The sequence below is a fragment of the Microbacterium sp. OVT16B genome, from assembly GCF_019969705.1.
GTDB lineage: Bacteria > Actinomycetota > Actinomycetes > Actinomycetales > Microbacteriaceae > Microbacterium > Microbacterium natoriense.
The window spans coordinates 406,066-426,868 of the sequence record NZ_JAHXZA010000001.1; the positions used below are offsets into that span (position 1 = coordinate 406,066).

Genomic DNA, 20,803 nt, shown 5'->3' on the forward strand with positions numbered 1-20,803 from the left:
CCCGCCGCCCGAACGGCGGGGCGGAGACGGATGCTCAGGCGGGAGCATCCGCGTCGCGCCGCAGGGAGACATCGGCGGCATCGACGCGGAAAGCGAGGGCCGCACCGGGGCGGATGCCGAGGGCCGCGGCGGTCCCTGACGGGCAGTCCACCGCCAGCTCCGGATGCTCGGCGGTGAACAGGCGCACGCCGCCGGCGACGGCCTCCATGACCGCGACCGTCCCGTGCCAGGAGTTCTCTCCCGGGGGCGGGGCCGTGCCGGCATCCGCCGAGATCCGCACCGACGAGGGGGGGAACACCGCCGATCCCGCCTCGCCGACCGCGAGGGCGTCGCCGTGGCCGACGAGGCGGAGGCCGCTCTCGGCCTGCAGGGCGTTCCCGGTCGCACCGGATCCCGCGATGAGGTTCACCCCGGCGATGGCCGCGGCGAAGCGAGAACGCGGATGACCGAGCACCTCGGCGGTCGGCCCGTGCTGCACGACGCGCCCGTCGTCGATCACGACGGTGCGCGCGGCCAGCATCACCGCGTCGAGCGGATCGTGCGTCACGATCACGGTCGGGATGCCGAGGCGGTCGCGCAACTGCGTGACCAGTCGGCGGGCCTGCGTACCCGTCTCGGCGTCGAGGGAGGCGAAGGGCTCGTCGAGCAGCAGCGCGAGCGGGTCGGCAGCGAGGGCGCGCGCGAGGGCCACGCGCTGCTGCTGGCCTCCGGAGAGCTCCGCAGGGCGGCGCCCCGCGACGTCGTGCAGACCGACCTCGTCGAGGTGCACGAGCGCTCGGCGCCGTGCCTCGGGGGCGGCCACGCCCTGGGCGCGCGGGCCGAAGGCGACGTTCTCCAGGGCCGTGAGGTGGGGGAACAGCAGCGCGCGCTGACCCAGCAGGCCGATCCGTCGCCGCTCCGGGGGAGTCGACGCGGCGATCGGCGAGCCGTTCAACGCGATCGTGCCCTCGGCGTGCGGAGCGTGACCGGCGATGGCCGCGAGCAGCGTGGATTTGCCCGCGCCGTTGGGTCCGAGCAGCGCCAGCGCCTCGCCCGGCGAGACGGCGAACGCCGCAGCCACGCGGAAGGCTCCGGCCCGAGCCGTGATGTCGACGTCGAGGGTCATCGCACGGCATCCGCTCGCCAGCCGCGCATCAACAGGAGCACGGCCACCGCCACGAGGATCAGCAGCAGCGACAGCGCGATCGCGGTGTCCTCCTGCACGCCCGCTCCGTTGAACGCCGTGTAGATCGCGAGCGGCATGGTCCTGGTCACACCGGGCGCGTTGCCGGCGAACAGGGCGGTGGCCCCGAACTCGCCCATCGCCCGCGCGAAGCAGAGCACGGCGCCCGCGATGAGACCCGGTGCGGCGAGCGGCAGGGTCACCCGGCGGAACACGGTCAGCGGGCGAGCGCCCAGGCTCGCGGCGACCGACTCGTGCCCCGTGCCGACGGCGCGCAGGGCCCCCTCGACGGAGATCACGAGGAACGGCAGCGCCACGAAGACCTGGGCGATCACGACCGCGGCGGTCGTGAACGGGATGCGGATGCCGAGCACCGCGAGAGCACCGCCGAGAAGACCGTTGCGGCCGAGGAGCGACAGCAGCGCGATGCCGCCGACGAGGGGCGGCAGCACCAGCGGCAGCGTGGTCAGGGTGCGCAGGACCGCGGCGAGGGCGCCCGAGCTGCGTGCGATCACGAGGGCGAGCGGCACGCCGAGCAGCACGCACACGGCGGTCGCGACCGCCGCGGTGGACAGCGACAGGCCGAGGGCCTGCAGGGCCGCCGATGCGGTGATCGCCGCGGGCACGGCCGTCCAGTCCAGGCGGATCAGGAGGGCGACGAAGGGCAGCGTCAGCACGAGGGCGCCGAGCGCGGCCGGCACCCAGAGCCAGGGCGGCACCCGTCGATGGATGCCGCCGCGCCGCCCTTCGTCGCCGCCGCTCACGGAGCGCCGAAGCCGAGGGTCGTGAGCACCTTCTGTCCGGCATCCGACAGCACGAAGGCGACGAACGCCTTCGCGGCCTCCGGATTCTTCGTGCCCTTCAGGGCGGCGATCGGGTAGATGTTGGTCGCGGCATCCGCGCCGTCGATCTCGATGCCGGTCACCGCGTCGCCCGCGGCCTTCACATCGGTCGCGTACACGAGCCCGGCGTCGGCCTCGCCCGACTTCACCTTGGACAGCACGGCTGTCACGTTCTGCTCCTCGCTGGCCGGGGTCAGCGTCACGCCCGCGGCGTCGAGCAGAGTGCGCGAGGCGCTGCCGCACGGCACCTCGGCCGCGCACACGACCACGGTGAGGGCGGGGTCGGCGAGATCCGCGAGGGTCTCGACGCGCGTCGGGTCGCCAGGGGCGACGGCGATCTGCAGCACGTTCGTCGCGAACGCCTCACCGGACCCGGCGAGCCCCGCTTCGGTGACCTTGGCGAGGTTCTTCTCATCGGCCGAGGCGAAGACGTCGGCCGTGGCGCCCTCGATCAGCTGGGTGGCGAGCACCGAGGAGCCGTCGTAGCTGATCGGGAGCACGTCGACGTCGGGATGCTGCGCCTCGAACTCGGCGGCGAGCTCGTCGAAGGCCGCGGTGAGCGAGGCGGCCGCGAAGATCGTCAGCTCGCCGCTGAGGGCGTCGGCTTCGGTGGTGGCCGCGGGGGAGGCCGGAGCGGCGTCGGGCGCGGGGGCGCTGCAGCCGACCAGGGCGGCGAGGCCCACGGCGGTCAGCGCGACGAGCGCGGAGGCGCGGATGGTGCGGGTCACGGAGTGTTCTCTCTCTCGGTCTCGACGACCACCATGGTCGCCTTGATGACGGCTGTCGCCTTGCTGCCGACCTCGAGTGCGAGCTCGCGGGCGGCCTCGGCGGACATCAGGGACACGACGCGGTGCGGACCGCTCTGCAGCTCGACCTGCGCCATGAGGCCGTCGATCTGGACGGACGTCACGAGTCCGGTGAAGCGGTTGCGGGCGCTGCGGCGGACGGGGTCGTCGTCGGCCGCTTCTCCGGCGAGCCGCTGAGCCTGCGCGGCGAGGTCGGCCCCCGCCACCACCTGGCGCCCCGAGGCGTCGGGAACGGCGGGCAGGATGCCGTCGCCCACCCAGCGGCGCACGGTGTCGTCGCTGACGCCCAGAAGATGGGCTGCTTCACTGATCCGGAAATGCGTCATGGCGATGACCATAGTTCCGCATCTGCGGAATCACAAGACACGATTTCGCATCGCGGAATGTGAATTTCACAATCTTCTGGACGTTCGGCTCTCACGGGGGTACAGTCGGTGCTGGCTGGACGACCGATGATGGTCGCCCGTCACGAAAGCACAACCTAGCGGTTCGACGTATATCTCGAGGCCGACCCCCACAGGGCCTGCCGGAAGCCGTATCACTGCGACGACAGCAAGGAAGCCTTCATGAGCAGCATCAGCGCGCCCGCCATCGACTCCCAGCCGACTCCGGCCGAGTACCTCTCCCGGGCCGTCGCCCTCGCCACCGAGAACGTCCGCGACGCGGGCGGTCCGTTCGGGGCGATCGTCGTCTCGGCGGACGGACAGGTCTTCGAGGGCGTCAACCGGGTTACGGCGAATCTCGACCCCTCGGCGCACGCCGAGGTCACGGCGATCCGCAACGCCTGCCAGGGGCTCGGCACGTTCGATCTCACCGGGGCCACGCTCTACACGAGCTGCGAGCCCTGCCCGATGTGCCTCGCCACCTCGCTCTGGGCCCGCATCGACCGGGTCTACTTCGCCGCCGACCGACACGACGCGGCAGACGCCGGCTTCGACGACGCGGTGTTCTACCGCTACTTCGAGGGCGGCCCCGAGGACCGGGCAATCATGCCCGTCGGCCAGGAGGCCCTGGCCCCCGCCGAACGCGTCGCCCCGTTCACCGAGTGGAACGCCAACGTCTCGCGCATCGACTACTGACGCGCACCGCTGACGCGCGCCGAAGGCCGACGCGCACCGACCGCTGACGGGCCCCTGCGCCCGCGGCGACCACCGGGGAGCCGCTCCTTCGGCGAACCCGAGCACCACCTCCGCACAACAACACTGGAGCCGATGATGTCTTCACATGTCTTCAACGACCCCGAGACCGGCGCGATCCCCGCGCCGGAGCTCCCGCCCCTGGCCACCGGAGCGACCGCCACGGTCGACGCCGAGCCCAAGAACGCGTTCGACCGATTCTTCGAGATCACCCGTCGCGGGTCGACGGTGGCCCGCGAGATCCGCGGAGGCATCGTCACCTTCGTGACGATGGCGTACATCGTCATCCTCAACCCGCTCATCCTCGGCGGCGTCGAGGATGTCGCGGGCAACGCCCTGAACGGCGCGCAGATCGGGGCGGCCACCGGCCTCACCGCCGGCGTCATGACGATCCTGTTCGGACTCATCGCACGACTCCCGTTCGCGCTCGCCGCGGGGCTCGGCATCAACTCCTTCCTCGCCGTGTCCGTCGTCGGACAGGTCACCTGGCCCGAGGCCATGGGGCTCGTGGTCATCAACGGCATCCTGATCGTGCTGTTCGGAGCCACCGGCATCCGGACCGCCATCTTCAACGCGGTTCCCGCCCAGCTCAAGGCGGCGATCACGGTCGGCATCGGCCTGTTCATCGCCTTCATCGGCTTCGTCGACTCGGGCTTCGTGAACCGCACGGCCGGCGGCCCGCCCGTGCAGCTCGGCGACGGCGGATCGATCACCTCGATCCCGACGCTCATCTTCCTCATCGGGCTCGTGCTCATCGGCGTGCTCGTCGCGCGCAAGGTGCCCGGTGGCATCCTCATCGGCATCGTCGCCTCGACCGTCCTCGCGATCATCGCGCAGGCGATCTTCAAGCTCGGCCCGAGCTTCGAGAACCCCGGCGGCTGGCACATGACGATCCCGGAGATCCCGACGGCGCTCGTCACGATCCCCGACTTCGGCCTCATCGGCCAGTTCGACCTCCTCGGATCCTTCGGCCGCATCGGCGCCTTGTCGGCCACGATGCTCGTCTTCACCCTCGTGTTCTCCAACTTCTTCGACGCCATGGGCACCATGACGGGGCTCGCGAAGAACGCCGGTCTCGCCTACAAGGACGGCACGTTCCCGCGGCTGCGCTCGGCGTTCGTCGTCGAGGGCCTCGGCGCCGTCGCCGGTGGCGCGACCTCGACCTCCTCGAACACGGTCTACGTCGACAGCGCCTCCGGCATCGGTGAGGGGGCGCGCACGGGTCTGGCCGCGGTCGTCGTCGGCATCCTGTTCCTGCTCTCGATGTTCTTCACCCCGCTCACCCTCGTGGTGCCGATCGAGGTCGGATCCGCCGCGCTCGTCGTGGTCGGCGCGATGATGATGGGGCAGATCAAGGAGATCAAGTTCACGAACTTCGCCGTCGCCCTGCCGGTGTTCCTCACGATCGTCACGATGCCGCTGACCTACTCGATCGCCAACGGCATCGGCGTCGGCTTCATCTCCTGGGCGCTCATCAACGCGCTCTCGGGTCGTGCCCGCAAGGTGCACTGGCTCATGTGGATCGTCGCGGCGGGCTTCGCGCTCTACTTCGTCCGCGGTCCGATCGAGGCGGCGCTCGCAGGCTGAGCCTCCTCTTTCTCTGCCGACGCCCCCTCTGATCTGATCCCCCGACGCCCCGTCTGGTTGTCCCGCCCCACCGGGCGGACGTCGCCCAGGTGGGGCGTCGGCGTGCGGGAGGGGCATTGCGTTCACGAGGGCGTCGCGTTAGCAGGGCGTCGCGTTAGGAGGGCGTCGCCTGCCGGAAGAGAGCCGCAGTGGAACGGGCGTCGGAGCGTGGGAGACGGGACGGCTCAGCTGAGCTCGGGCCAGGTCGCGAGGTCGGCGGGGACGTCGATGTCGGCTCCCGAGCCGAGGTCCCCGCACTCGATGTCGTCGACGAGCTGCGGATGCATCGCCATCCACACCCTCGCCCCGGAGTCGCCGAGCGCGGTGTCGGCCGCGTCGAACAGGTCGTCGATGTCGAACACGACGGGGGTGCCCGGCACGCCGTCCCACGCCGCTCTGGTCGCCCGACCAGGCCTGTGCGCGTCGAGGAGTCGGCGGATGACCGGCTCGCCGACCCCTGGCTGATCGACGAGGAGCACGATCACCACGTGGGGCCTCTCGCCCGCCGATCGGAGATGCCGGGCGGCGGCGCGCAGCGAGGCGCTCATGCCGAGCTCGGCATCGTGCACGTACACGGTGACCGCCGACGACGAGCGCCGACGCAGCCAGCGCCGCACGGTCGCCGCCTCGGGGCCGATAGCGATCGAGACGCTGCAGCCGGCGAGAGCCGCAGCCCGAGCGGCCCTGGTCGCCAGCACCTCGTCGTTCCAGGGCAGCAGCGCCTTGGGTCCGAGGCCGAGACGCGATCCGCGCCCCGCGGCCAGCACGATCGCGTGGCGATGGTGCAGCGTCATCCGTCCGTCCCCCTCGTCGCATCGCGCTCGAGGATCGCGGCGTGGATCACGTCCCGAGTGAAGGGCGTCGTCGTCAGGCGGATGCCGGTGGCATCGCGGATCGCGGCCGCCAGCGCGGGGGCGACGGGGTTGAACGGCGACTCGCTCATCGACTTCGCCCCCAGGGGGCCCAGCACGTCGCTTGTCGTCGCGAAGGAGATCTCCGACCGTGGCACATCGGCGAACGCGGGCACGTGATACATCCGCAGGATGTCGCTGGTCACCCGGCCGTTCTCGTCGACGCGCACGATCTCGTGCAGCGCGGCGCCGATCGCCTGGGCGATGCCGCCCTCGATCTGCCCGCGGCACTGCTCCGGATTCACGACCACCCCGGCATCGGCCGCGTGGATCGAACGGAGGATGCGCAGTTCACCCGTGGCCTCGTCGATCGCGACGCGGAACCCCTGCACGTTGAACGCTACCGACCGCGGGGTCCCGCCCCAGTAGCCGGCCGCCTCGAGGGGGCCGTCGGCGGCGAGGTCGATGAGCGAGACCGAGTCGCCTCCGCGCATGACGCGGTCGCCCGTGAGCAGGCACTCGTCGACGGGGGCGCCGAGCAGCGCGGCGGCGCGGGCGCGAAGCTTCTCGGCGAGTGAGGTCGCCGCGGCGTGCGTGGCGCGGCCGGCGACCACGGTGCCGGTCGAGCCGAACGCGCCCGTGTCGTGCTCGACGAGGTCGGAGTCGGCCTGGCGCAGCCGCACCCTCCTCGTCGTGGTCTGCAGCACCGTGGCCGCGATCTGCTGGTGCACGGTCGAGGTGCCGTTGCCGAACTCCGCGGTGCCGACGTCGAGCCCGAAAGCCCCGTCCGCTTCCAGGCGGATCGTGACGTGCGAGTGGTGTCCGCGCGGAGGCACCGTCGCGATCATGGCGACGGCGGCGCCCTCGCCGATCGTCCAGCCGGGCGCGAGGGCCGCCGCATCCGCCTCCCTGTTCCTCGCGAGACCCGCCTGCACGTCTCGCACGCACTCGTCGAGACCGTAGCTGCCGATGATGAGGTCGGGCTCCTCGTGCGCGGCGATCATCGCGTCGTCGGCGCCGATGAGGTTGCGGGTGCGCATCTCGAGCGGATCGAGGCCGAGCCTGCGGGCGAGCTCATCGACCGTCGACTCGATCGCGAAGATCATCTGGCTCAGCCCGTAGCCGCGGAACGCGCCGGACGGGATGGAGTTCGTGTAGACGACGGAGGCGTCGATCTTCTTCGCCGCGGCCCGGTAGACGGCGATCGACTCGCCCACGCCGTGGAACATGACCCCCGGGCCGTGGTTGCCGTAGGCGCCGGTGTTCGAGCGCACATCGACGGCGATGCCGGTGATCGTGCCGGAGGAGTCGGCGCCCATGCGCACGCGCATGCGGAACGGATGCCGCACGGTCGTCGCCGTGAGCACCTCCTTGCGCGAGAACTCGATGCGGACGGGGCGGCCCGTGGCCCTCGTCGCGAGCAGCGCGAGGTCTTCGGTGAGCATCTCCTGCTTGCCGCCGAAGCCGCCGCCGACGCGGCCCGTGTACACGCGCACCTCGTCCTTCGACAGTCCGAACACGCGCGCGAGCGCCCGCCGCACGAGGAACGGCACCTGCGTGCTGCTGCGCACGACGTAGCGGCCGTCGGCATCCTGCCAGGCGATCGATCCGTGGGTCTCCAAGGCCGTGTGCGAGACGCGGTGCGTGTGGAAGGTGCGGTCCTCGACGATGGCGGATGCCGCGAGCGCCGCCTCCAGGTCGCCGACCTCGGAGTCCATCCGCATCACGATGTTGCTGTCTCCGTGCAGGACAGGCGTGTCGGGGTGATCGGCGACCTCGGGGTCGAGGTTGAAGGGCAGCACCTCGTACTCGACCTCGACGAGGCGCGCCGCACGGTCGGCGGCCCGCTGGGTCTCGGCGACCACGAGCGCCACGCGCTGGCCGACGAAGCGCATGACGTCGTCGAACACCATCGTGTCGTCGGGGTCGTCTTCGACGAGCTCGTGCTGGGCGGTGGAGAACAGCGCGCGGGGCGCGTCGGCGGCCGTCAGCACCCGCACGACACCGGGGGAGGAGAGGGCGCGCGCCGCGTCGATGCGGACGACGCGGGCGTGCGCGTGCGGACTGCGGACCACGGCCCCGTACAGCAGCGCCCCCGGCAGCTCGTCGGGGTCGACGTCCATCGTGTAGCGGACCGTGCCGGTCACGACGCCGAGCGCCGCGGGGGTGCCCGTCGCGTGACCGACGCCGCCCGCACGGTCGTCGATGTTCTCGACGCCGTGCACCGCGTCCTCGATGCTGCGGTATCCGGTGCAGCGGCAGATGTTGCCCTTGAGGGTGCGGTCGAGGTCGTGCTCGGCGCCCTCCGGCATCCCGGCGACCGTGCACACCATCCCGGCCGTGCAGAACCCGCACTGGAAGCCGGCCGCCCTGCGGAAGCGCTCCTGCACGGGGTGCGGATGCTCGGGGGTGCCGAGTCCCTGCACCGTCACGATGTCGCGGCCCGCCGCGCGGTGCGCCGGATACACGCAGCTGTGCACGGGGTCGCCGTCGACGATCACCGTGCACGCGCCGCAGTCACCGCCGTCGCACCCCTTCTTCACTCCGTACGAGCCCTGGTCGCGCAGCCAGGTGCGCAGGCACTGGCCGGGCTCGGGGGCGACGTCGACCTCGCGTCCGTCGAGCGTCGCGGTGCGCGCGGCTGCGGCGACCGCGGCATCCGCGCCGACCCTGTTCTCGATGATGCTCATGCCGATGTCCTCTCCATGCGCAGATCCCCGGTGACGCGGCCTCTCGCCCCGTCGACCCCGGTCGCGTCGGGGAGCAGTTCGGCGAGGATCTCGTCGCCGAGCCGGTGGGTCATCAGGCGGCGCCAGGCCGGATCACCGTGGATGTCGTCGTACCAGCCGCCCGTGCCCGCCGCGGCCGTGTCGATCGCGGCGCGCCAGGCGCCGGCATCCGCGGGAGTGAGGCGGTCGGCGCGTCGACGCCCCGCCTGCCCGTCGTCGGCGTGGAGGTCGAGCAGGACGGGACGGAAGACGGATGCCGTGACCGAGAGCCGCAGCGAGCGATCGGACGTGCGGCGGCCGATCAGGAGCGCCGCCGAGCGGCCGCGCTCGGTGAGCGAGAGGCGACGGAACGCGTGCCGCTGCCGCAGCGCCTCCGCGGGGACGAGGAAGCTGCGGATGAGCTCGCCGTAGCCGAGACGGGTCCTGGCGGGGCCGACGACGAGGTCGGCGACGGCGGCGCGGCGACGGCGGCCGTCGGGGCGCAGGATCAGGGCGGTGGCGCCCCACGCGGTGAGCAGCGAGATCATGGGGCCGGCGGGCAGGGCGGTGGCGACGTTGCCGCCGACGGTGGAGACGTTCCAGATCTTCCACGAGGCGACGAAGGAGTCGCACGCCGGCGGGATGACGTCGAGCCCCGGCAGTTGGGCACGGGGGATGCCGCCGGGGAGCGGGTCGTCGGAGAGGGCGCGCAGCTCGGCGATGCGGCAGGTGGCGGCGATCTCGAGGTCGCCGTCCGGCGTCCAGGCGAGGGGCACCCAGCCGGCGCCGGTGATGTCGAGCAGGCGGGTCGGGGCGCCGCGGGTGATGTCGGTGCCGTAGGAGTAGATGACCGTGCCGCCGGCGAGCCAGGAGTCGCCGGGGCGCCAGCTGCGCGGATCCGCGCACATCAGGACCTCGTCGACGCTCGTCACATCCATGCGAGCGCCTCCTCCGTGCGCCGGGGTTCTGCGCCGGGCCCTCGTGCACTCTGCGGGTCGGGATGCTGCGTCGCGGGGCGCTGCGGGCCGTCGCCCGGCAGGTCGCCTCGCAGGTCGCCTCCGTGCGGCGCGACGAGCTGCGGCCCTGGCGCGCAGACGCGGCGCGCGTCGTGGACATCGCCTGTGGTGTCGCGCAGCTTGCGCTGCGGCGACGCGGTGATGCCGGTGCGCGCGGCGGTCTCGACGAGGATCAGCTCGGCGAGCACGGACACCGCCACCTCCGCAGGGGTGCGAGCGCCGAGGTCGAGTCCGATCGGGGAGTGCAGCCGATCGAGGTGCGCGTCGGCGAGGCCGCCCGCGCGGAGCTCCTGCACGCGCTTCTCGTGGGTCACGCGCGACCCCATGGCGCCGACGTAGGCGAGGTCGGCCCGGAGCGCGCGGTCCAGCACGGGCAGATCGAAGCGGGGGTCGTGGGTGAGCACGACGATCGCGGTGCGGGAGTCGATGCGACCGGCATCCGTCTCCGCGGCGAAGTGCTGCGCCGGATGCGCGAGCACGACCTCGTGCGCGCCGGGGTGCCGCGCCCGGGTGGCGAAGACGGGACGGGCGTCGCACACCGTGACGTGCCGGCCGAGCACGGCGGCGGCCTGGGCGAGTGCGGCGGAGAAGTCGTTCGCCCCGTAGATGACGAGGCGGGCGGGCGTCGCGCTCGACTCGACGAGCAGTCGGCGCGCGACCGGACACTCCGGAACGGAGCGGTCGGTGATCTCCACGACGTGCGCGCCGCCCAGGTCGAGGGCCGCGTGGACCCGGTCGCCGAGGTCCGCCGCCGTGTCGCCAGGGAGGAGAACGCGCGCTCGGGAGGAGGCATCCGCCGCAATCGTCCTCCCGAACGTGAGAACTCCTCCGTTGCGGGCGGCATCGTCGAGCGGCAGCTCCCGCACGAGCCGCAGGGCGCGGTCCGGGTGGGCGAGGGCGGAGAGGATGCCGGCGGGCAGGGTGCGCAGCGGCTGCACGAGCACGCGCACGTCCCCTCCGCACATCAGGCCGACGGAGATCCCGTCGTCGTCGGCGTAGCCGAAGGAGTGCAGCTCGACCTCGCCGGTGTCCAGGCATCCGATCGCCGCGTCGACCACGGCGCCCTCGACGCAGCCGCCCGAGATCGAGCCGATCGTGCGGCCGTCGTTGCGCACGGCCATGGAGGTCCCAGCGGGGCGCGGGACGGAGCCGGACACTTCGACGATCGTGGCGATCGCCCAGCGATCGGGGTCGGCCAGGCAGTCGGCGTAGTCGTGCAGACGGTCGAGCATGGAGCACCTCCGGGTCACAATCCGCGGCGTCTTCGCCGCTGGTTGCCCGGTAGATGGTTGTGAGAACCCGCCTAGGCCTGAGGAGATTCTAGATCAGGCGCGGGGAAGTGTCCATAGTGCGGAGTCAGGATTCCGGATGGTGGATAGACGGCGCCGACCCGTCGGACTATGCGCGGGCGTCGTGCACCCAGGTGCGCCCGAGCTCGAGGAGGACGTGGTCGGCGGTGAGCAGCGGCATCCCGTCGGCGAACGACTGCGCGAGAAGGAAGCGGTCGAAGGGGTCGTGGCGGGCCAGCTCCGGCTCCTCGCGCAGCGCGTTCGCATGGCGGGACGTGAAAGGAAGCTCCACGAGACCCATCTGCGCGAACACCTCGGGGAATCGGTCGCCGCCCGGAAGGTCGATCCTGCCGAGCATGTGCTTGATGACGATCTCCGAGATGGACACGGCGGAGTAGTGCACCCGGGGAGCCTCCGCGATGCGGGCGCGGCTGTGCGGGCCGAGTCGATCGTCGTCCGTCGCGAGCCAGAGCAGTGCGTGGGTGTCGAGCAGCATCAGTCGGCGGATCCGTAGAACATCTCGCGGATCTCGGCGTCGGCGTCGTCGAAGGCGGCGGCGTCGTAGATGAACGTGCCCTTGAGGGCGCCGATGACGGGGCGATCCTCCCGGTGGATGACGAGGTCGATCACCGGGTTGCCCGCGCGCGCGATCGTGACCTGCTCGCCGGCGAGGACGCGCTCGACCAGCGCGGAGAGCTGACTCTTCGCCTCGTGCATGTTCACCTGGATCGCCATGGGCTTAGTCTAGTCGGGCTAAGTGCGTCCGAGCCAGGGCCGCAGCTATCCGCTCTGCCGCGCCTGCTCGTCGATCAGCTGCAGCATCCGTGCGGCGACGCTGACCGCGATCGCCGCCGGCTGCTTGCCCGCCACCTCGGGGATGCCGATGGGCGTGGTGACGCGCTCCAGATCGGCATCCGTCTGCCCGAGCTCGCCGAGCCTCTTGCGGAATCGCGCCCACTTCGACGCCGAGCCGATCAGGCCGATCGAGCCGAGGTCCGGGGTGCGCAGCGCCATGTCGACCACGGCCAGGTCCTCGACGTGGTCGTGCGTCATGACGAGCACGTGAGCCCCCGCCGGCAGCGCGGCCAGCGCCGACTCCGGCACGGGGGCGTGCGTGATGTGCACCCGGGCCACGGCATCGGCGAGCACCCCGCTGCGGCCGGGGTCGCCCAGCCTTGCGACGTCGAGCATCGCCGGTCGCGAGTCGATCAGGTGCAGGTCGAGCTCGTGCCTGGCGAGGATGCGGGCGAGCTCGATCCCCACATGTCCGATGCCGAAGACGGCGACGGTCGGGACGACCCTGATCGGCTCCAGCATCATGGTGACCTCTCCTCCGCAGCACTGCACGCCGTACTCGGTCACGGTCTTGTCGCTCAGGGTCAGCGTGAGCAGCTCGGGCTCGGCGGAGCCCGCGGCCAGCATCTCCCTGGCGCGATCGATCGCCGTCTCCTCGAGGTTGCCTCCGCCGACCGTGCCGAAGACGGCATCCGGGGAGACCACCATCTTCGCCCCGCCGTTGCGCGGGGCGTGACCTCGCACGACCGCCAGGGTCACGACGACCGCGGGGCTGCGTCGTGCACGCAGCTCCTGCAGGGCGTCGAGCCAGTCCATCCGGATCCTCAGACGGATGCGAGCGCGGGCTGCGCCGCCTGTTGCGCCGTGCGCACCGCCCAGAACACCGCTTCCGGTGTCGCGGGTGACGCGAGCTCGACCGAGTGGCCCGCCGGTCCGAACGCGGCCACGGCGTCGCGGAGCGCCTCGCGGGCGCTGAACGCGAGCATGAACGGCGGCTCGCCCACGGCCTTCGACCCGTACACGGCGCCCTCCTCGCGGGCGTTCTCGAACAGGCGCACGTGGAACCGCTCCGGCATCTCCGAGAAGCTGGGCAGCTTGTACGTCGATGCCGACTGCGTCTGCAGGCGTCCGCGGTGCGGGCCGTCGCTGGTGTCCCAGCGCAGCTCCTCCAGGGTCAGCCAGCCGACGCCCTGCACGTACGCGCCCTCGATCTGTCCGATGTCGAGCATGGGGGAGAGCGAGTCGCCCACGTCGTGCACGATGTCGACCCGGCGCACCCGGTACGCGCCGGTGAACGCGTCGACCTCGACCTCTGTCGCCGCCGCCCCGTAGGCGAAGTACTTGAACGGGGAGCCCTGCATGATCTCCGGATTCCAGTGCAGACCCTCGGTGCGGTAGTACCCGGCGGCGAACAGCTGCACGCGCTGCAGATAGGCGGCCTTGGCGACCTCGGCGAACGACACCTTCTTCACCGGGGCGCCCAGCGCCGTCACGTACCCGCCGCCGAAGCGCACATCGCGCTCGTCGACGCCGAGCAGGCGGCTGGCGACCGCAGCCATCCGGTCGCGGATCTGCTCGCATGCGTTCTTCACCGCACCGCCGTTGAGGTCGGCGCCGGACGATGCCGCCGTCGCCGAGGTGTTCGGCACCTTGTCGGTGCGCGTGGGGGCGAGCCGCACCGCGTGCAGCTCGACGCCGAGGGCGGTGGCGGCGACCTGCAGCATCTTGGTGTGCAGGCCCTGGCCCATCTCGGTGCCGCCGTGGTTGATCAGGATCGAGCCGTCCTTGTACACGTGCACGAGGGCGCCCGCCTGGTTGAAGGCGGCGAAGTTGAACGAGATGCCGAACTTGATCGGCGTCATCGACAGCGCGCGCTTGGCGTGCGGGCTCGTCGCGTTGAACCGCGCGATCTCGGCTCGGCGCGCGTCGACCTCGGCCTCGGAGGAGAGCTGGTCCCAGATCGTCGACATGCGCTCGGCGTCCTTGACGACCTGCCCGTACGGGGTGGTCTGCCCCTGCCGGTAGAAGTTGCGCCGGCGCAGGTCGAGCGGATCGATGCCGAGCTGCGGCGCGACGCGACCGAGGATGTCCTCGATGAGGAACACGCCCTGAGGTCCGCCGAAGCCGCGGTAGGCGGTGTTCGAGGTCTTGTTGGTCTTCGCGATCTGCCCGTAGGCGTGCACGTTCGGGATCCAGTAGGCGTTGTCGATGTGGCACAGTGCCCGACCGAGCACCGGCTCGGAGAGATCGATCGACCATCCGCCGTCGCAGGTGAGCACGGCGTCCAGCGCCTGCAGCATCCCCTCCTCGTCGAAGCCGACCTTCCAGGCGATGTGGAACGGATGCCGTTTGCCGGTCATCGTAATGTCCTGCGTGCGGTTCAGTCGCAGCCGGACGGGGCGCCCGGTGAGCTTCGCGCCGAGGGCCGCGATGGCCGCGAAGCCGTGCGGCTGCATCTCCTTGCCGCCGAAGCCGCCGCCCATGCGCAGGCACTGCACGGTGACCTCGTTGGAGTGGATGCCGAGAACGTGCGAGACGAGCTCCTGGGTCTCGGACGGATGCTGGGTGGAGCACTGGATGAAGTACTGCCCCTCCGAGTCGCGGATCGCGAAGGAGGCGTGCGTCTCGAGGTAGAAGTGCTCCTGGCCGCCGAACTCGGTGACCCCCTCGAACACGTGCGCGGCGGTCGCGAGGCCGGCGGCGGCGTCTCCGCGCTGCACGGTGCGCGGCGTGCCCTGGAACGACTGCGCGTCGAGGGCGTCCTGCACCGTGATGACGGAGGGCAGCGGCTCGTACTCGACCGTCACCCGCTCGGCGCCGAGGCGGGCGGCCTCCTGCGTCTCGCCGAGCACCCACACGAGCGCGTGGCCGTAGAACATGGCCTCGCTGGGGAACAGCGGCTCGTCGTTGCGGATGCCGGCGTCGTTGAGGCCCGGCACGTCGTCGGCGGTGAGCACGCGCACGACGCCGGGCACCTCGTAGGCGCCGGAGACGTCGATCGTGACCTTCGCGTGCGCGTTCGTGGACTGCACCGGCCACGCGGTGAGCACCCCGGCGGTGTGCTCGGCGACGTCGTCGGTGTACATGGCGGCGCCGGTGACGTGCAGTGCGGCGCTCTCGTGGGCGGCGCGCAGGCCGACGACGGGGTTCTCGGGGCGGTCGGCGAGCGTGCTCATACCGGCACCTCCTTCGATTCGATGACGGTTCGGCTGTACAGCTTCAGCAGCGCGGTGTTGAGCATCAGCGAGCGGTACTCCGAGCTGGCGCGGTGGTCGGACATCGGCGTGCCCTCGGCGCCCAGTACCTCGGAGGCCGCGCGCACGGTCTCCACGTTCCACGGCCGCCCGATCAGCGCGGCCTCCGTGGCCGTGGCGCGCAGCGGCGTCGCGGCGACGCCGCCGAGGCCGATCCTCGCGGCGGTCACGACACCGGCGTCGATGTCGAGGGCGAAGGCGACGGCGACGCTGGAGATGTCGTCGAAGCGGCGCTTGGCGATCTTGTGGAAGGCGGTGACCCCCGCCAGCGGGAGCGGGATGCGCACCGACTTGATGAGCTCTCCGGGCTGGCGGACGGTCTGCCGGTACCCGGTGAAGTACTCCGACAGCTCGACCTCGCGCTCCACGACGTCTCCGTCGGGCCCCGCGCTCGCGAGCACGAGCCGGGCACCCAGGGCGAGCAGTGCAGGGGGAGTGTCGCCGATGGGGGAGCCGGTGCCGAGGTTGCCGCCGAAGGTGCCGCGGTTGCGGATCAGGCGGGAGGCGAACTGGGGGAACAGCTCGGCGAGCAGCGGCACGGCGCCGTCGAGGCCCTTCTCGACCTCCGAGAGGGAGAGGGCGGCGCCGATCTCGACCAGCTCCTCGGTCACGGTGAGGCCGCGCAGCTCGGGGAGGTGTTCGATCGCGACGACGAAGGGGGCGCGGCGGCCGCGGATGTTCACCTCGACGCCCCAGTCGGTCGACCCGGCGACGAGGAGCGCGTCGGGTTCGTCACGCAGCATCCCCAGGGTGTCGCCGAGGGATGCCGGTCGCACGAAGCGCGATCCGCCGACCTCGACGTCGGTGGCGACGGCGGCGGGCGCGGGCTGTGCGAGGCGCTGCTGGAGGGGGTCGTCGCTCTCGGGTGCGCCGAGGGCGTACGCGGCGTCGCGGATGGGGCGGTAGCCGGTGCAGCGGCACAGGTTGCCGCTGAGCGCGTGCAGGTCGAAGCCGTTGGGGCCGTGCTCGGCGTCGTGGACGGGGCACTCCTCTTCTGGAGCGGCGCGATCCGCGCGGTAGTACTCGCCGGCCATGCTGCACGCGAAACCGGGGGTGCAGTAGCCGCACTGCGAGCCGCCGGCCTCGGCGAGCTTCTCCTGCACAGGGTGCAGGCGCTCGGGGTCTCCGAGGCCCTCGGCCGTCACGATCTCCTGCCCGTCGAGGGCGTAGACGGGGACGAGGCAGGCGTTCACCGGCGTCCACGCGGTGCCGCCGTCAGGCGACGGCGTCGCGAGGAGCATGGCGCAGGCGCCGCACTCGCCCTCGGCGCAGCCCTCCTTGCTGCCGGAGAGGCCGCCTCCGCGCAGCCAGTCCAGGGCCGTCGTGTGCGTCGCGGTCTCGGAGAGGGCGCGGCGCACCCCGTTCACGGTCACGGCGGAATCGCTCATGGGCGTCTCCTCTTCGTCGAGGGCGGGTAAACATTCCGAGATGCGGAACTGTGTTTCTGAGTTCTGAAAGTAGCATTCGGGGTTCTGAAAGCCTATGACCACGGTCGGAGGTGGTCAAGGCGACCCGCGCGCGCGGCTGCTGAGGCAGAATCGAGAGCGTGAACATCGTCGTCGGGGTCACTGGCGGAATCGCCGCGTACAAGTCCGTGCAGCTCGTCAGGCTGCTGATCAAGGCCGGACACGAGGTGACGGTCGTCCCCACGGAGGACGCGCTGCGCTTCGTCGGACTGCCCACCTGGGAGGCGATCAGCCGCAACCCGGTGACCACCAGCGTGCACGACGACGTCGCCAGGGTGCGGCACGTCGCGCTCGGGCAGGGCGCCGATCTCATCGTCGTGGCGCCCGCGACGGCGAACACGATCGCGAAGATGACCGCGGGCATCGCCGACAACCTCCTCGGCACGACGCTGCTCGCCACCGAGGCGCCGGTGCTCATCGCCCCCGCGATGCACGCGGAGATGTGGCGGCATCCCTCGACCCAGGCGAACATCGAGACCCTGCAGCATCGGGGCGTGCGCATCCTCGGCCCGGCCGTGGGCGAGCTCGCCGGCGGCGACAGCGGGCCGGGGCGGATGGTCGAGCCCGAGGACATCGCGGATGCCGCGCTCGCGCTGCTCGCCCCGAAGGACCTCGCCGGTCTGCGGATCGCGATCTCGGCCGGCGGCACTCGGGAGCCCATCGACCCCGTGCGCTACCTGGGCAACCGCTCCAGCGGACGGCAGGGCGTCGCGCTCGCCGCAGAGGCCGCGGCCCGCGGCGCGGAGGTGACGCTCATCGCGGCGAACATCGCCGGCGACGTGCTGGCCGGGGCGCGGCATCCGTCGATCCGCATCCGACAGGCGGGCACCGCGTCCGAGCTGGCTCTGGCGATGGCGGATGCCGCGGAGACCGCCGACGCGATGGTGATGGCGGCGGCCGTCGCCGACTATCGGCCCGTCGAGGTGGCGCATCGCAAGCTGACCAAGGAGTCGGGCGGGATCCCGGTGATCGAGCTCGTGGAGAACGAGGACATCGTGGCCGGGCTGGTGCGCGCACGTCGGGAGGGGCAGGTGATCGTCGGCTTCGCGGCGGAGACGCCGGAGACCGCAGGCGACGAGGAGGAGCTGCTCGCCCGGGCTCGGCGCAAACGGCAGCGCAAGGGCGTCGATCTGCTGGTCGTGAACGAGGTGGGCTGGGAGCGCGGCTTCGAGGCGGGCGAGAACGAGGTGATGGTGCTCGGGCGCGACGGTCTCGTGACGGCGACGGCATCCGGCTCCAAGCGCGCGGTCGCCGCTGTCGTCCTCGACGCGCTGCGACCCCTCTGGACGGCCGGGCGCACCTCGGTTTAGACTTTTCGGAATGTAGAAAGTGATTTTCACAGAACGGAAAGAATCATGAACGCTCCTCTGGCTCCGCTGGCGCCGGTGACCGCGCGCGAGGTCGCGCCTGAGCTCGCCCGCTCCTGGCTGCTCGTCGCGGCCACCCGTCCGGAGACCTTCGACGAAGCCGCCGCGTCGCACGCCGACGCCGTCGTGCTCGACGTCGAGGATGCCGTCGACGCGAGTCACAAGGACTCCGCGCGTCAGGATGTCGTGGACTGGCTGAGTTCCGGCGGCAGCGCGTGGGTGCGCATCAACGACGCCACGAGCGAGCACTGGGCCGCCGACATCGAGGCGCTGCGCGCCGCCCCCGGCCTGCGCGGCGTGATGCTGGCCAAGACCGAGTTCGGCGGGCAGGTCATGGACACCTACAACCGCCTCGGCGCGAAGGTGCCGGTGGTCGCGCTCGTGGAGTCCGCGATCGGCATCGAGAACGCGACCGAGATCGCCCGCGCCAAGGGCGCGTTCCGTCTCGCCTTCGGCAGCGGAGACTTCCGCCGCGACACCGGGATGTCCGCCGACCGGGAGGCCATGGCGTACCCCCGCGCGCGTCTCGTGATCTCCAGTCGCGCGGCCGGCCTCCCCGGTCCGATCGACGGGCCGACCGTCGGCTCCAGTCATCCGCTCCTGCGTGAGCAGTCGGCGATCACGGTCTCGATGGGGATGACGGGCAAGCTGTGCCTGTCGCCCGATCAGACGCCCGTCGTCAACGAGGTCATCAGCCCGACCCGCACCGACGTCGAGTGGGCGTTCGAGTTCCTCGAGGACTTCGAGGCCAGGGGCCGGATCGTCCGCGACGGCAGCGATCTGCCTCGCCTGGGCAGGGCCCGCAAGATCATGCAGCTCGCCGAGGCGTTCGAGGTCCACATCGTGGTGCGCTGAGGCGCGCCTCGTCTCATCGCGGCGCTCCTCGCTCGACGACCGGATGTGCACCGCATCCTCACCCCAGACCGGACACACAAGGAGAGATCATGACCGACACCCTCGCCCCGGGGGACACCGCCCCCGCGTTCACCCTCGCCGACGCCGATGGCAGGAACACGTCGCTCGCCGACTACGCCGGCCGCAACGTCGTCGTCTACTTCTACCCGAAGGCCGCGACGCCGGGATGCACGACCGAGGCGTGCGACTTCCGCGACAGCCTGTCGTCGCTGAACGCCGCGGGCTACGCCGTGATCGGCGTCTCGCCCGACAGCGTCGACGAGATCCGCGCCTTCGCGGATGCCGAAGCGCTCACCTTCCCGCTGCTGGCCGACTCCGACGCCTCCGTGGCGAAGGCGTGGGGCGTCTGGGGGCAGAAGACCGTGGGTGACCGCACGTTCGACGGCGTCATCCGCTCGACCTTCGTGCTCGACGGCGACGGCGTCGTGCAGCGCGCCGAGTACGGCGTGGATGCCGACGGCCACGTCGCCCGCCTGCGCGCCGAGCTCGGGGTCTGACCGTCTGATCGAAGCGGCGGGGCGCGATGCGTCCCGCCGCTTCGTCGTGTCGCACCGCGCCGAAATCTGGGAAAGTAGGCGGAGAGGGTTGACACCGTCGACCATCCTGCTCATACTGTTTACACATGCTGAAATAACAGTTCCGGCATACGGAAAGAGCAAGGCTCCTCGACAGGGGAGATTCCGTATAGTCTTACGCGCCGGATGCCAGTATGTGCTTGAGGATCAAAGATGTTGCTCGAGGAGTTCAACTCCAGCACCCGCGATGACGCTCTGAGCATCGCGAAGCCTGCACTGGACATTCCCCGCTGGTACGACGCGATCGTCGACGGCCGCCCCTACGCCTCGGTCGAGGCGCTCACGGATGCCGCGATGGCGGTCGCCGCGCCCCTCTCCGAGGGAGAGCTCGACGCCGCACTGGCGCACCACCCCCGTATCGGGGAGCGCGCTCAGGGCGACAGCGCCGAAGCGGCGCACGCCCGCAGCGAGCAGGCGGGCGTCGACGCCGGCGCTGCCGACGCCCTCGCCGCAGGCAACAGGGCCTACGAGGCGAAGTTCGACCGGGTGTACCTGGTCCGCGCGGCCGGTCGCACGGCCGACGACATCCTCGCCCTGCTGCAGGAGCGCCTGGGCAACACCCCCGCGCAGGAGCTGGTCGTCATCGACCAGCAGCTGCGCGAGATCGCCGCGCTCCGGCTCGCCGGCGCCATCGAGACAGAAGGAGCGCGCGCATGAGCGTCTCTCACGTGACCACCCACATCCTGGACACATCGATCGGGCGCCCCGCGCCCGGCGTCGCCGTCGTACTCGAGGCCCGAGTCGGCGACGGATGGTCGGGGATCGGTACGGGCCTCACCGATGCCGACGGGCGGGTGAAAGCGCTCGGCCCGGAGCGGCTGGAGAGCGGTGCCTACCGCCTCCGGTTCGACACCGCGGCCTACTTCGCCGGCATCGACACGGACACCTTCTTCCCGGAGGTGGTGTTGACCTTCCTGGTCGACTCTGAGCAGGCGCACTACCACGTGCCGCTTCTGCTGAGCCCGTTCGCCTATTCCACTTACCGAGGAAGCTGA

The 20,803-nt window shown here is 71.5% G+C and carries 20 protein-coding genes; 7 read left to right on the forward strand and 13 right to left on the reverse strand.

Annotated features, from left to right (window positions below):
• Positions 1–34: 34 nt before the first annotated feature.
• Genes LC438_RS01960 through LC438_RS01975 form a run of 4 tightly spaced genes read right to left on the reverse strand, consistent with a single transcriptional unit; the run spans position 35 to position 3,136 of the window.
• Positions 35–1,105: an ABC transporter ATP-binding protein gene (locus LC438_RS01960; RefSeq protein ID WP_223585670.1), complete on the reverse strand. Its 1,071-nt coding sequence runs from the start codon at positions 1,103–1,105 to the stop codon at positions 35–37.
• Complete coding sequence (locus tag LC438_RS01965) at positions 1,102–1,926, reverse strand: ABC transporter permease (RefSeq protein WP_223585671.1); 825 nt, start codon at positions 1,924–1,926, stop codon at positions 1,102–1,104. Before LC438_RS01965 ends, LC438_RS01960 begins: the two co-directional genes overlap by 4 nt.
• Complete coding sequence (modA, locus tag LC438_RS01970) at positions 1,923–2,732, reverse strand: molybdate ABC transporter substrate-binding protein (protein WP_223585672.1); 810 nt, start codon at positions 2,730–2,732, stop codon at positions 1,923–1,925. The genes LC438_RS01965 and modA overlap by 4 nt, the downstream gene beginning before the upstream one ends.
• The gene (locus LC438_RS01975) at positions 2,729–3,136 is read right to left on the reverse strand and encodes a molybdopterin-binding protein (protein WP_105676275.1); all 408 of its coding nucleotides are present in this window, start codon (positions 3,134–3,136) and stop codon (positions 2,729–2,731) included. The genes modA and LC438_RS01975 overlap by 4 nt, the downstream gene beginning before the upstream one ends.
• A 240-nt stretch (positions 3,137–3,376) precedes the next feature.
• Here LC438_RS01975 and LC438_RS01980 point away from each other — a divergent pair, with 240 nt between their 5' ends.
• Both LC438_RS01980 and LC438_RS01985 read left to right on the forward strand, forming a co-directional pair.
• Positions 3,377–3,889, forward strand: coding sequence for a nucleoside deaminase (locus tag LC438_RS01980; protein ID WP_105676210.1), 513 nt, complete (start codon positions 3,377–3,379; stop codon positions 3,887–3,889).
• Between the two features lie 132 nt (positions 3,890–4,021).
• Positions 4,022–5,533, forward strand: a complete 1,512-nt coding sequence (locus tag LC438_RS01985) for an NCS2 family permease (RefSeq protein WP_105676212.1) — start codon at positions 4,022–4,024, stop codon at positions 5,531–5,533.
• Between the two features lie 224 nt (positions 5,534–5,757).
• Here the strand turns inward: LC438_RS01985 and LC438_RS01990 are convergent, their stop codons facing one another.
• From LC438_RS01990 to LC438_RS02030, 9 genes are all read right to left on the reverse strand, one after another.
• Positions 5,758–6,366 carry an NTP transferase domain-containing protein gene (locus tag LC438_RS01990; protein ID WP_223585673.1) on the reverse strand — a complete coding sequence of 203 codons (609 nt, stop codon included), beginning with the start codon at positions 6,364–6,366 and terminating at the stop codon, positions 5,758–5,760.
• Positions 6,363–9,113 (reverse strand): molybdopterin cofactor-binding domain-containing protein, encoded by a 2,751-nt coding sequence (locus tag LC438_RS01995; RefSeq protein ID WP_223585674.1) that lies wholly within the window; start codon positions 9,111–9,113, stop codon positions 6,363–6,365. Before LC438_RS01995 ends, LC438_RS01990 begins: the two co-directional genes overlap by 4 nt.
• Entirely contained in the window at positions 9,110–10,069 is a 960-nt protein-coding gene (locus LC438_RS02000) for an FAD binding domain-containing protein (protein WP_105676218.1), read from the reverse strand. Before LC438_RS02000 ends, LC438_RS01995 begins: the two co-directional genes overlap by 4 nt.
• The gene (locus tag LC438_RS02005; protein WP_223585675.1) at positions 10,060–11,379 is read right to left on the reverse strand and encodes an XdhC family protein; all 1,320 of its coding nucleotides are present in this window, start codon (positions 11,377–11,379) and stop codon (positions 10,060–10,062) included. Before LC438_RS02005 ends, LC438_RS02000 begins: the two co-directional genes overlap by 10 nt.
• A 166-nt stretch (positions 11,380–11,545) precedes the next feature.
• Positions 11,546–11,932, reverse strand: a complete 387-nt coding sequence (locus tag LC438_RS02010; RefSeq protein WP_223585676.1) for a type II toxin-antitoxin system VapC family toxin — start codon at positions 11,930–11,932, stop codon at positions 11,546–11,548.
• Positions 11,932–12,171 carry a type II toxin-antitoxin system Phd/YefM family antitoxin gene (locus LC438_RS02015; protein WP_223585677.1) on the reverse strand — a complete coding sequence of 80 codons (240 nt, stop codon included), beginning with the start codon at positions 12,169–12,171 and terminating at the stop codon, positions 11,932–11,934. The genes LC438_RS02010 and LC438_RS02015 overlap by 1 nt, the downstream gene beginning before the upstream one ends.
• Positions 12,172–12,216: 45 nt before the next feature.
• Positions 12,217–13,047 (reverse strand): xanthine dehydrogenase accessory protein XdhC, encoded by an 831-nt coding sequence (xdhC, locus tag LC438_RS02020; RefSeq protein WP_223585678.1) that lies wholly within the window; start codon positions 13,045–13,047, stop codon positions 12,217–12,219.
• Between the two features lie 8 nt (positions 13,048–13,055).
• Positions 13,056–15,407, reverse strand: coding sequence for a xanthine dehydrogenase molybdopterin binding subunit (gene xdhB, locus LC438_RS02025; RefSeq protein WP_223585679.1), 2,352 nt, complete (start codon positions 15,405–15,407; stop codon positions 13,056–13,058).
• Positions 15,404–16,873 carry a xanthine dehydrogenase small subunit gene (locus tag LC438_RS02030; protein ID WP_223585680.1) on the reverse strand — a complete coding sequence of 490 codons (1,470 nt, stop codon included), beginning with the start codon at positions 16,871–16,873 and terminating at the stop codon, positions 15,404–15,406. Before LC438_RS02030 ends, xdhB begins: the two co-directional genes overlap by 4 nt.
• Before the next feature lie 158 nt (positions 16,874–17,031).
• Here LC438_RS02030 and coaBC point away from each other — a divergent pair, with 158 nt between their 5' ends.
• The 5 genes from coaBC (at position 17,032) to uraH (ending at position 20,803) form a co-directional block, all read left to right on the forward strand.
• Positions 17,032–18,261, forward strand: coding sequence for a bifunctional phosphopantothenoylcysteine decarboxylase/phosphopantothenate--cysteine ligase CoaBC (coaBC, locus tag LC438_RS02035; protein WP_223585681.1), 1,230 nt, complete (start codon positions 17,032–17,034; stop codon positions 18,259–18,261).
• A gap of 45 nt (positions 18,262–18,306) precedes the next feature.
• Positions 18,307–19,173: a CoA ester lyase gene (locus LC438_RS02040; protein ID WP_105676237.1), complete on the forward strand. Its 867-nt coding sequence runs from the start codon at positions 18,307–18,309 to the stop codon at positions 19,171–19,173.
• A gap of 89 nt (positions 19,174–19,262) precedes the next feature.
• Positions 19,263–19,730 (forward strand): thioredoxin-dependent thiol peroxidase, encoded by a 468-nt coding sequence (gene bcp, locus LC438_RS02045; RefSeq protein ID WP_223585682.1) that lies wholly within the window; start codon positions 19,263–19,265, stop codon positions 19,728–19,730.
• A 231-nt stretch (positions 19,731–19,961) separates the two neighbouring features.
• Positions 19,962–20,465 (forward strand): 2-oxo-4-hydroxy-4-carboxy-5-ureidoimidazoline decarboxylase, encoded by a 504-nt coding sequence (gene uraD / locus LC438_RS02050; RefSeq protein WP_105676241.1) that lies wholly within the window; start codon positions 19,962–19,964, stop codon positions 20,463–20,465.
• A complete protein-coding gene (gene uraH, locus LC438_RS02055) occupies positions 20,462–20,803 on the forward strand; it encodes a hydroxyisourate hydrolase (RefSeq protein ID WP_105676242.1) in 342 nt (113 codons plus the stop codon). The genes uraD and uraH overlap by 4 nt, the downstream gene beginning before the upstream one ends.

What these genes read in the sequence shown, in the direction of transcription:
- LC438_RS01960 (WP_223585670.1), bottom strand. Translation starts at nt 1,105, where the DNA reads ATGACCCTCGACGTCGACATCACGGCTCGGGCCGGAGCCTTCCGCGTG.
- LC438_RS01975 (WP_105676275.1), bottom strand. Translation starts at nt 3,136, where the DNA reads ATGACGCATTTCCGGATCAGTGAAGCAGCCCATCTTCTGGGCGTCAGC.
- LC438_RS01980 (WP_105676210.1), top strand. Translation starts at nt 3,377, where the DNA reads ATGAGCAGCATCAGCGCGCCCGCCATCGACTCCCAGCCGACTCCGGCC.
- LC438_RS01985 (WP_105676212.1), top strand. Translation starts at nt 4,022, where the DNA reads ATGATGTCTTCACATGTCTTCAACGACCCCGAGACCGGCGCGATCCCC.
- LC438_RS01990 (WP_223585673.1), bottom strand. Translation starts at nt 6,366, where the DNA reads ATGACGCTGCACCATCGCCACGCGATCGTGCTGGCCGCGGGGCGCGGA.
- LC438_RS01995 (WP_223585674.1), bottom strand. Translation starts at nt 9,113, where the DNA reads ATGAGCATCATCGAGAACAGGGTCGGCGCGGATGCCGCGGTCGCCGCA.
- LC438_RS02000 (WP_105676218.1), bottom strand. Translation starts at nt 10,069, where the DNA reads ATGGATGTGACGAGCGTCGACGAGGTCCTGATGTGCGCGGATCCGCGC.
- LC438_RS02005 (WP_223585675.1), bottom strand. Translation starts at nt 11,379, where the DNA reads ATGCTCGACCGTCTGCACGACTACGCCGACTGCCTGGCCGACCCCGAT.
- LC438_RS02010 (WP_223585676.1), bottom strand. Translation starts at nt 11,932, where the DNA reads ATGCTGCTCGACACCCACGCACTGCTCTGGCTCGCGACGGACGACGAT.
- LC438_RS02015 (WP_223585677.1), bottom strand. Translation starts at nt 12,171, where the DNA reads ATGGCGATCCAGGTGAACATGCACGAGGCGAAGAGTCAGCTCTCCGCG.
- xdhC (WP_223585678.1), bottom strand. Translation starts at nt 13,047, where the DNA reads ATGGACTGGCTCGACGCCCTGCAGGAGCTGCGTGCACGACGCAGCCCC.
- xdhB (WP_223585679.1), bottom strand. Translation starts at nt 15,407, where the DNA reads ATGAGCACGCTCGCCGACCGCCCCGAGAACCCCGTCGTCGGCCTGCGC.
- LC438_RS02030 (WP_223585680.1), bottom strand. Translation starts at nt 16,873, where the DNA reads ATGAGCGATTCCGCCGTGACCGTGAACGGGGTGCGCCGCGCCCTCTCC.
- LC438_RS02040 (WP_105676237.1), top strand. Translation starts at nt 18,307, where the DNA reads ATGAACGCTCCTCTGGCTCCGCTGGCGCCGGTGACCGCGCGCGAGGTC.
- bcp (WP_223585682.1), top strand. Translation starts at nt 19,263, where the DNA reads ATGACCGACACCCTCGCCCCGGGGGACACCGCCCCCGCGTTCACCCTC.
- uraD (WP_105676241.1), top strand. Translation starts at nt 19,962, where the DNA reads ATGTTGCTCGAGGAGTTCAACTCCAGCACCCGCGATGACGCTCTGAGC.
- uraH (WP_105676242.1), top strand. Translation starts at nt 20,462, where the DNA reads ATGAGCGTCTCTCACGTGACCACCCACATCCTGGACACATCGATCGGG.